The organism is Devosia sp., from assembly GCF_030689745.1.
In the GTDB taxonomy this organism is placed as follows: domain Bacteria; phylum Pseudomonadota; class Alphaproteobacteria; order Rhizobiales; family Devosiaceae; genus Devosia; species Devosia alba.
The window spans coordinates 1-8,033 of the sequence record NZ_JAUYGL010000059.1 but is presented as its reverse complement, the minus strand read 5'-3'; the positions used below and the strand labels follow the sequence as shown (position 1 = coordinate 8,033).

At 60.0% G+C, this 8,033-nt stretch carries 7 protein-coding genes; 3 read left to right on the top strand and 4 right to left on the bottom strand.

What is annotated here, in order from left to right:
• A partial coding sequence (locus Q8O80_RS05265) for a TOBE domain-containing protein (protein WP_305577676.1) occupies nucleotides 1-243 on the top strand: 243 nt, incomplete at its 5' end.
• Nucleotides 244-386: 143 nt separating this feature from the next.
• Here the strand turns inward: Q8O80_RS05265 and Q8O80_RS05260 are convergent.
• Entirely contained in the window at nucleotides 387-1,259 is an 873-nt protein-coding gene (locus Q8O80_RS05260) for an AraC family transcriptional regulator (RefSeq protein ID WP_305577674.1), read from the bottom strand.
• Nucleotides 1,260-1,363: 104 nt separating this feature from the next.
• Here Q8O80_RS05260 and Q8O80_RS05255 point away from each other — a divergent pair, with 104 nt between their 5' ends.
• Nucleotides 1,364-2,818 carry an alpha-glucosidase/alpha-galactosidase gene (locus Q8O80_RS05255; protein WP_305577672.1) on the top strand — a complete coding sequence of 485 codons (1,455 nt, stop codon included), beginning with the start codon at nucleotides 1,364-1,366 and terminating at the stop codon, nucleotides 2,816-2,818.
• 159 nt (nucleotides 2,819-2,977) lie between these two features.
• Nucleotides 2,978-4,519 (top strand): tryptophan halogenase family protein, encoded by a 1,542-nt coding sequence (locus Q8O80_RS05250; RefSeq protein WP_305577670.1) that lies wholly within the window; start codon nucleotides 2,978-2,980, stop codon nucleotides 4,517-4,519.
• Between the two features lie 72 nt (nucleotides 4,520-4,591).
• On the opposite strand, the gene Q8O80_RS05245 is transcribed toward Q8O80_RS05250, so the two are convergent.
• From Q8O80_RS05245 to Q8O80_RS05235, 3 genes are all read right to left on the bottom strand, one after another.
• On the bottom strand, nucleotides 4,592-5,959 hold the full coding sequence (locus Q8O80_RS05245; RefSeq protein ID WP_305577668.1) for an alpha-glucosidase/alpha-galactosidase: 1,368 nt from the start codon (nucleotides 5,957-5,959) through the stop codon (nucleotides 4,592-4,594).
• 17 nt (nucleotides 5,960-5,976) lie between these two features.
• Entirely contained in the window at nucleotides 5,977-7,647 is a 1,671-nt protein-coding gene (locus Q8O80_RS05240) for an ABC transporter ATP-binding protein (protein ID WP_305577666.1), read from the bottom strand.
• 11 nt (nucleotides 7,648-7,658) lie between these two features.
• Nucleotides 7,659-8,033, bottom strand: a 375-nt coding sequence (locus Q8O80_RS05235; protein ID WP_305577664.1) for an ABC transporter permease, incomplete at its 5' end; no start/stop codon positions are given.

Genomic DNA, 8,033 nt, shown 5'->3' with positions numbered 1-8,033 from the left:
CACTTTCTACGAACCGGCCAGGGAAGCAGTCTCACCGGGCGGATCAGCACAATCGAGCCGACCGGTGGCCAGACCTTTGTGACGGTGTCCATAGCAGGCCAACCGATTGTCGTGACAATAAGCGGCGACGACAATGTCAGTCCTGGCGATGAACTGACGCTCTTCACTACGCCGCGCCAAGTATACGTCTTCGATGCCGCGAGTGGTCAACGCATTAGCGAGAACGCCCACCTGAGAGCATAACGCCTGTCGGAAACACTACGGCTGCTTTCGGGATTGTCCATCTGGATCGATGCGTCGAGCGGCGCGGCCTTAGCCGACAGGACACGATGAGAGTTTATTGTTTTCGCCTGATCTATCTTGCGCTCGGCGATGATCGCGGCACGTCACAACGCTGGGGCCAGCCTTTGCGCGGCTCGATAGGCCAATGGGGTCATGCCCCGACGCCGACGGAAGGTCTTGGCGAGGTAATTGGCCTCTGCAAATCCGGTTGCTGCGGCGATGGCGACAACGCTCATATCGGTAGCCAGCAGCAGGCGCTCAATGCGGTCAATGCGGCGGGCCAGCACAAAATCTGACGGTGCGCTACCAGTGGCGTGGCTGAACTGGCGCACAAAGTGCGCGCGGCTCATTTCCGCGATCATGGCCAGGCGCTCGACCTGCAAGGGCCGCGCCAGATTGGCCTCGATATGGCTCACGACGCGGGCAATGGCCGCCGGCAGCGCCTGAGCCGGGGCCGTATTGGCGACAAAAACGCCATCATGCAGCGCAGCCATGGCCGCATAGGTGGCGCTGGAGGCCTCGCCGGGGGTAATGTCGCGGCGGTCGATCAAGGTCAGGCAGGCCGCGGCAAGCCGGTCGATCACCGCTGCGGGCAAGGTGGAAACAGGGCCCGCGGCGTCAATGATCTCGCGCGCCAGCCGCAGCGCCTCGCGGCCATTGAGGACCATCCAGAAATATTGCCAGTGCTGGCCCCGCTCAAGCCAGTAGCGATGCGCATGCGGCAGGCTGAGCACCATGGTCTGACCCGGCGTCAACCGAAACTGGGTGCCGGCATAGTCAAGTCGGCCTTCGCCCTCCAGCGTGTGCTGAATGACAATAAAGGGCGCATCGCCGCGTTGCTGGCCATCCCAGGAATAGACTTCATTGATGCGCTGTTCGTAGCCGGCGCCAATGGCCATGCAGTGCAGCGGCGCAGCGCTTCTGGGCAGGTTGAGCCCGCGCACCTTGTGACCATGGTCGATGAGTTGACGAAGCACAAAATTACCCTCTAGCGCACAAGCTTTCTCTATCACTCATCTGCTCGTCAACGCTACCAATATGGGAGTAAATTCTTCTAACCTGTCGTATCGGATCGGATCCCATGTCATTCAAAGTTACCGTCATCGGTGCCGGCTCTATCGGCTTCACCAAGACGCTTATTTCGGACCTGCTCAAGGTGCCCGAGTTTGTCGATTGCGAGTTTGCGCTGACCGATATCAATCCCCACAATCTCGATATGGTCAAACAGGTCATCGAGACCATTGTCTTGGTCAATAGTCTACCGGCCAAGGTCACCGCGACGACCGATCGTCGATCCGCCATAACCGGTGCGCGTTACATCATGAGCTGTGTGCGGGTTGGCGGGCTGGAAGCGTTTTCGACCGACATTTCCATTCCGCTCCAATACGGCGTCGACCAGTGCGTGGGCGATACGATCTGCGCGGGTGGCATTCTCTATGGCCAACGCAACATCCCGGTAATCCTTGATTTCTGCAAGGACATCAGGGAAGTAGCCGAGCCGGGTGCGCTGTTTCTCAACTACGCCAACCCCATGGCGATGAATACCTGGGCGGCCGAGATGTATGGCGGGGTCAATGTCGTGGGCCTGTGCCACGGTGTGCAGCACGGCGCCAGCCAGATCGCCAATGTGCTGGGCGTTCGTGATGACGAGCTCGACTATGTCTGTTCCGGCATCAACCACCAGACCTGGTATATCGATATCCGCGCCAAGGGTCGCAAGATCGAAGCCGACGAGCTGATCGCCGGCTTTGAGGCACACCCGGTCTATTCCAAGCAGGAGAAGGTGCGCATCGACGTGCTCAAGCGCTTCGGGGTCTATTCCACCGAGTCCAACGGGCATTTGAGCGAATACCTGCCCTGGTATCGCAAGCGACCCGACGAGATCAATCGCTGGATCGACATGAGCGACTGGATCCACGGCGAAACCGGCGGCTATCTGCGCTACTCCACCGAGCGTCGTAACTGGTTCGAGACCGATTTCCCGATGTTCAAGGAGCAGGCCAACAAGCCCCTCAGTGAGCACAAGCGGACCAGCGAGCACGCCAGCCACATTATCGAGGCCATGGAAACCGGGCGGGTCTATCGCGGTCATTTCAACCGCCGTAACAATGGTATCATCACCAATCTGCCAGACGATGCGATCATCGAAAGCCCCGGCTATGTCGATCGCTTCGGCATCAACATGATCGAGGGCATCACCTTGCCAACAGCCTGCGCCGCCACCTGTTCGGTATCGGTCTCGGTGCAGCGCCTGTCAGTGGAAGCCGCCATGACCGGCAACATCGACACGCTCAAGCTGGCCGTGCTGCACGATCCACTGGTTGGCGCCATCTGCACACCCGACGAAGTCTGGGCCATGGTCGATGAAATGGTGGTCGCCCAGGCCCAGTGGCTGCCCCAATTTGCTGACGCCATACCTGGCGCCAAGGCGCGCATGGCCAAGTCAACCGTCAAGACCGGCGATTGGCAGGGAGCTGCCCGCAAACAGGTGCGCTCTGTCGAAGAATTGCGCGAAGTGGTCGGTGGGCATCACTAGGGTCTATGTGTGCTCCTCAAGCACCGGGGCGCCCCAATCGGGGCGCCCGCATCGTTCTTGAACGACCTGCTCCGGAATTCAGAGATATTGGCTGCCAACATCCACCTTCGCTTGCTGGCGCCAAGCTGACCGCCTAACTTTCCCTTGGGAGGATACGCGATGACCAAACCGGCGCATTTCGTGGTTGTAGGCGGCGGTACAGCGGGGTGGATTGCTGCCTTCATTATTCAGGACAGTGTCCGTCGCAAGGGTATCGCTGCCAGAATTTCGGTGGTGGAATCGTCCAAAATCCCCACCGTCGGGGTGGGTGAGGCAACCACGGCCGCCTTCAGGGTACTGCTCAAGCAATTTGGCATCGATGAGTTCGAATTTTTCCGAAAGACCGATGCGTCATTCAAGTTAGGCATCCGCCATCAGGACTGGCGTCGCAAGGGCCATACCTATTATGGGCCGATTGATGATCCCCACCAGGTGGTGCAGCCGCCACCAGGGGCGCCTTCGGACTATCTCAATGTCTATGCCGTCGCTGCCGGCCGCGCCGTGCAGGAAATGCACATGTTCCAGCCATTGCTGGAGCAGAAAAAGGCGCCCTATGCGCGCAAGGCCGACGGCTCGCTGATCCCGCTGGGGCCATTTCACCACGCATTCCATTTCGATCAGGTGCTGGTGGGCAAGTTCTTTGCCTCAAAATCAAAGGGTGTCGAGATCGTCGACGCAACCGTTGCCGGCGTCGAGCGCGATGGCGAAACCGGGGACATTACGGCGCTTGTGCTGGACGACAACTCTCGTCTGCATGGCGATTTTTTCATTGATGCAACGGGCTTTCGCAAGCAGATCATCGGCAAGGAACTCGCGGCGCCCTGGAAATCCTATGCCCATGAATTGCCGGTCAATCGGGCGATGCCGTTTTGGCTGGATGTCAAACCCGGCCTGGAGCTGCCCAATTATACCCTGGCCTGGGCGCAAAGCGCGGGGTGGATGTGGCAAATTCCGACGCGGACACGGTTTGGCTGTGGCTATGTCTATTCCGACGAATTCTCCACGCCTGAGCAGGCCAAGCAAGAGGTCGAGCGCGTGCTCGGTCGTGAAATTGACGTGCGCGGCGATATCGGGTTTCAGATCGGCCGGTTGGAAAACGCCTGGATCAGCAATTGCCTTGCGGTCGGGTTGAGTTCGAGCTTTCTCGAACCCCTCGAATCCACCTCGATCCATGGCACGATCGTACAAATGATGCTGTTCGCGCAGCACTATCTCAAAGCGCCTGCAGAGATGACCGACAAGGATCGAAGTGACTATAATGGCCGCGTTGGCCGGCAAGTCGATGACTTCCGAACCTTCGTCAATACTCATTACGTTACCGAGCGCGACGACACGCCGTTCTGGCGCGAAGTGCAGGCCAATCGCATTCATCCCGAAGCCCGACATCGTCTGGCCCGCTGGCAACAGGAAATGCCGCGCGCAGACCATTTTGCGGGCTATCTCGGGGGCCTGCCGCACATCGAAACCCAGCTTTACTATCCGGTGCTGAACGGCCTTGGCCTGCTCGACCAGGCAGTGGCGCGGCGGGAAATGGAGCGAGATCCAAAACTGCGCCGCTTTGCCCAGGAGACCTTTGAGAGCCTGGTCAGGGAATATCGCGCCGCCGCCGCCCAGGCGCTGGGGCATGCCGAATTCCTGCAACTGGTGCAGGAGATGGGGTGAGCCCCCAAGCGACAACCCCGATGCTTGGGCACCGGGTTGTCGCTGGCAGCAGGGGAGGAGATTGCGCCGCTGTTAAGCGACGCGCTGCTTGCGAGAGCCTCGCGTCCATTCCGGCAACCAGGTGCCGTGGGCTTCGATCAGATCATCAACGACGTTCCAGATCTGCTCCAGATCAAGCTCGGCCGCGGTGTGTGGGTCCATCATGGCGGCGTGATAGATGTGCTCGCGGTTCTCTTCCATCATGGCGCGCACCGTCAGCTCCTGCACATTGATATTGGTGCGCATCAGCGCGGTCAGCTGGGGTGGCAGCTCGCCGATATAGGTGGGCTGGATGCCGTTATCGTCGACCAGGCACGGCACTTCCACCGCGGCATTGTTGGGCAGGCTGGTGATCACACCATTATTGCGCAGATTGCCGTAGATCACCGATGGCTCGCCCGTCCAGACCGAGTTGACGATGGAGGAGGCATATTCCCTGGACTGGGCCACTTCGATCCGGTCGGCCTTGCGATAGTCCTCGGAGGTCTTCTTCCAGTTGGCGATCTGCTCGACGCAGCGCTTGGGGTATTCGTCGAGCGGAATGCCGAATTTCTCGATCAGGTCCTCGCGCCCTTCCTTGATGAAATAGGGCGTGTATTCGGCAAAGTGCTCTGAGCTTTCGGTGACGAAGTAGCCCAGCCGCTTGAGCATTTCGTAGCGCACCTTGTTGGGGCAGCGCGGATTCCAGGTCGGCTTGGGGGCACGGCCTTCGGCATAGGCGCGGTGCAGCTCGGGATAGAGGTCCTTGTAGGAGCCGTCAGGCTGGCGATGCTCGAATTTGAGATAGAAGGCCATGTGGTTGATGCCGGCCGAACGATAGCGGATGTCCTCGTACGGGATGTCGAGGTCATGGGCCAGTTCCATGGCCGTGCCCTGCACCGAGTGGCACAGGCCGACCTGCTTGATGGTGGGGTATTTTTCGGCAATCGCCCAGGTGTTGATGGCCATCGGGTTGACGTATTGCAGCATGATCGCATCGGGCGCGACCTGCAGCATGTCCTCGCAGATGCTCCACAGATGCGGCACGGTACGCAGGCCGCGCATGATACCGCCAACGCCCAGTGTGTCGGCGATGGTCTGGCGCAGATTGTACTTTTTGGGCACCTCGAAATCGATCACGGTCGATGGCTCATAGCCGCCGATCTGGAAGCACACGACGACGAAATTGGTGCCGTCGAGCGCCTGGCGCTGGTCGGAAAAAGTCTCGACCTTTGCGGATACGCCCAGAGTGGCGATCAGCTTTTTGGCAATGATTTCGCTCTCTTCCAGCCGTGTGGGGTTGATGTCCATCAAACGGATGGTGGCGCCCCCTAATGCGGGGCGCTGCAGGATATCACCGACGATGTTCTTCATGAACACCGCCGAACCGGCGCCGATAAATGTGATCTTTGGATTGGCCATTAGGAATGCTCCGAGCGTTAGGCGGCAATGTCGAATGCGGCGCGGACAAGCCGGGCTGCATATTCGGTTTGAGGGTTTGTGAGAACGTCGGCCACGGGCCCCTGTTCGACAATTTTGCCATGCTGCATCACCATGACGCGATGGCATAGGGCACGAACAACTTTGAGGTCGTGGCTAATGAAGAGATAGCTCAGGCCCTTTTCGTCCTGCAGCTTGCGCAGCAGATCGATGATCTGGGCCTGGACCGAGAGGTCAAGCGCCGAGGTGGGCTCGTCGAGCAGGATGAATTCGGGCTCCAGCGCAATGGCGCGGGCAATGGCGATGCGCTGGCGCTGGCCACCGGAGAACTCATGGGGAAAGCGATTGAGGATGGTGTCGGGCATGCCGGCATCAATCAGGGCCTGGCGCACCCGGTCGCCGCGTTCGGCACGGTTGACCCCGATCTGGTTGACGATCAGACCTTCCTCGATGATCTGGCGGATCGACATGCGCGGATTGAGGCTGGAAAACGGGTCCTGGAAGACGATCTGCATGCGGGACCGCAAGGGCCGCATGGCGTTGCGGTCCTTGTCGTGGATCGGCTCGCCATCAAAGAATATCTGCCCCCCCTGATTGCCGATCAGCCGGATCAGCGCCTGGCCGAAGGTGGTCTTGCCAGACCCCGATTCCCCCACAATGCCCAGTGTCTCGTTGCGCATCAGTTTGATGTCGAGATTGTCGACGGCATTGAGCTCGAAGAAATCAGGCTTGAAGAAGCCGCCGCGCTTCAGCGTGAAGCTGACCTTGACTTCCTTGCCCTCCAGCACCGTTTCATGGGCGCCTTCGCCCAGCGGCAAAGCGGTGCCCTTGGGCTCGGATGCCAGCAGGTGTTTGGTATAGGCGTGCTGGGGATCGGCAAACAGCGCCTCGGTGGCGTTGTGCTCCTGCACTCGACCGTTCTGCATCACATAGACATATTCTGAGAACTGGCGGACGATGGTCAGGTCATGGGTGATCAGGATCACCGCCATGCCGTATTTGTCCTTGAGGTCCTTGATCAGGTTGAGGATCTGGGCCTGTACCGTGACGTCGAGCGCAGTGGTCGGCTCGTCGGCGATCAGCACGTCGGGGCGGTTGGCCAGGGCCATGGCGATCATCACGCGCTGGCGCTGGCCGCCGGAGAGCTGGTGCGGATAGTTGTTCAGCCGCGCCCGGGGCTCGGGGATCTGCACTTCCTCGAGCAGCGCTTCTGACTTGGTCATGGCCTCCTTGCGGCTCATGCGGTTGTGCAGGTGCAGCACCTCGCAAAGCTGCTGGCCGATGGTATAGACCGGATTGAGGGAGCTCATCGGCTCCTGGAAGATCATCGCCACATCGTTGCCGCGCAGCTTGCGCATGTCGCGGTCGCCCATGGTGACGATATTCTTGCCTGACAGAGTGATCTGCGTCTCCGGCAGGATCGTTGCCCGCTTGGTCAAAAGCTTCATCAGCGTGCGGGCGGTCACCGATTTGCCCGATCCGCTTTCACCCACCAGCGCGATGGTCTCGCCCTTGTGCAGCTGGAATGAGACGTCGCGCACGGCATTGACGGTGCCGCCCTCGACCTTGAAATCCACTCCGATATGGCGGGCGTCGAGGATCAGTTCGCGACCATGGCTGCCCAGATCGTGGCGGGCGTCGGAGACAGGCGTGTAGCTTGGTTCGTTCATGAGCCTGCTCCTCAATAGGGGTCGATGGCGTCGCGCAGACCGTCGCCCAGCGCGTTGAAGGCGAAGACGGTGACCAGCACGAAGATGACGGGACTCAGGATCCAGGGATAGGAGCCGATGACCGAAAAGGTGCCGGTATCCTGCAGCATCAGGCCCCAGGAGATCAGCGGCGGCTTAACCGCAAAGCCGAGGAAGCCCAGGAAGCTTTCCAGCAGCACCACGGAGGGTATGGCCAGGGTGATCGAGACGATGATGTGGCTGAGCACATTGGGCAGGATGTGCCTTGTGATGATGCGGCTGTCGGTGGCGCCGACGGCAATGGCGGCGCGGACATAGTCGATGCGCGCCAAAGACAGCGTCTTGGAACGGACTTCCCGGCTGAGCTG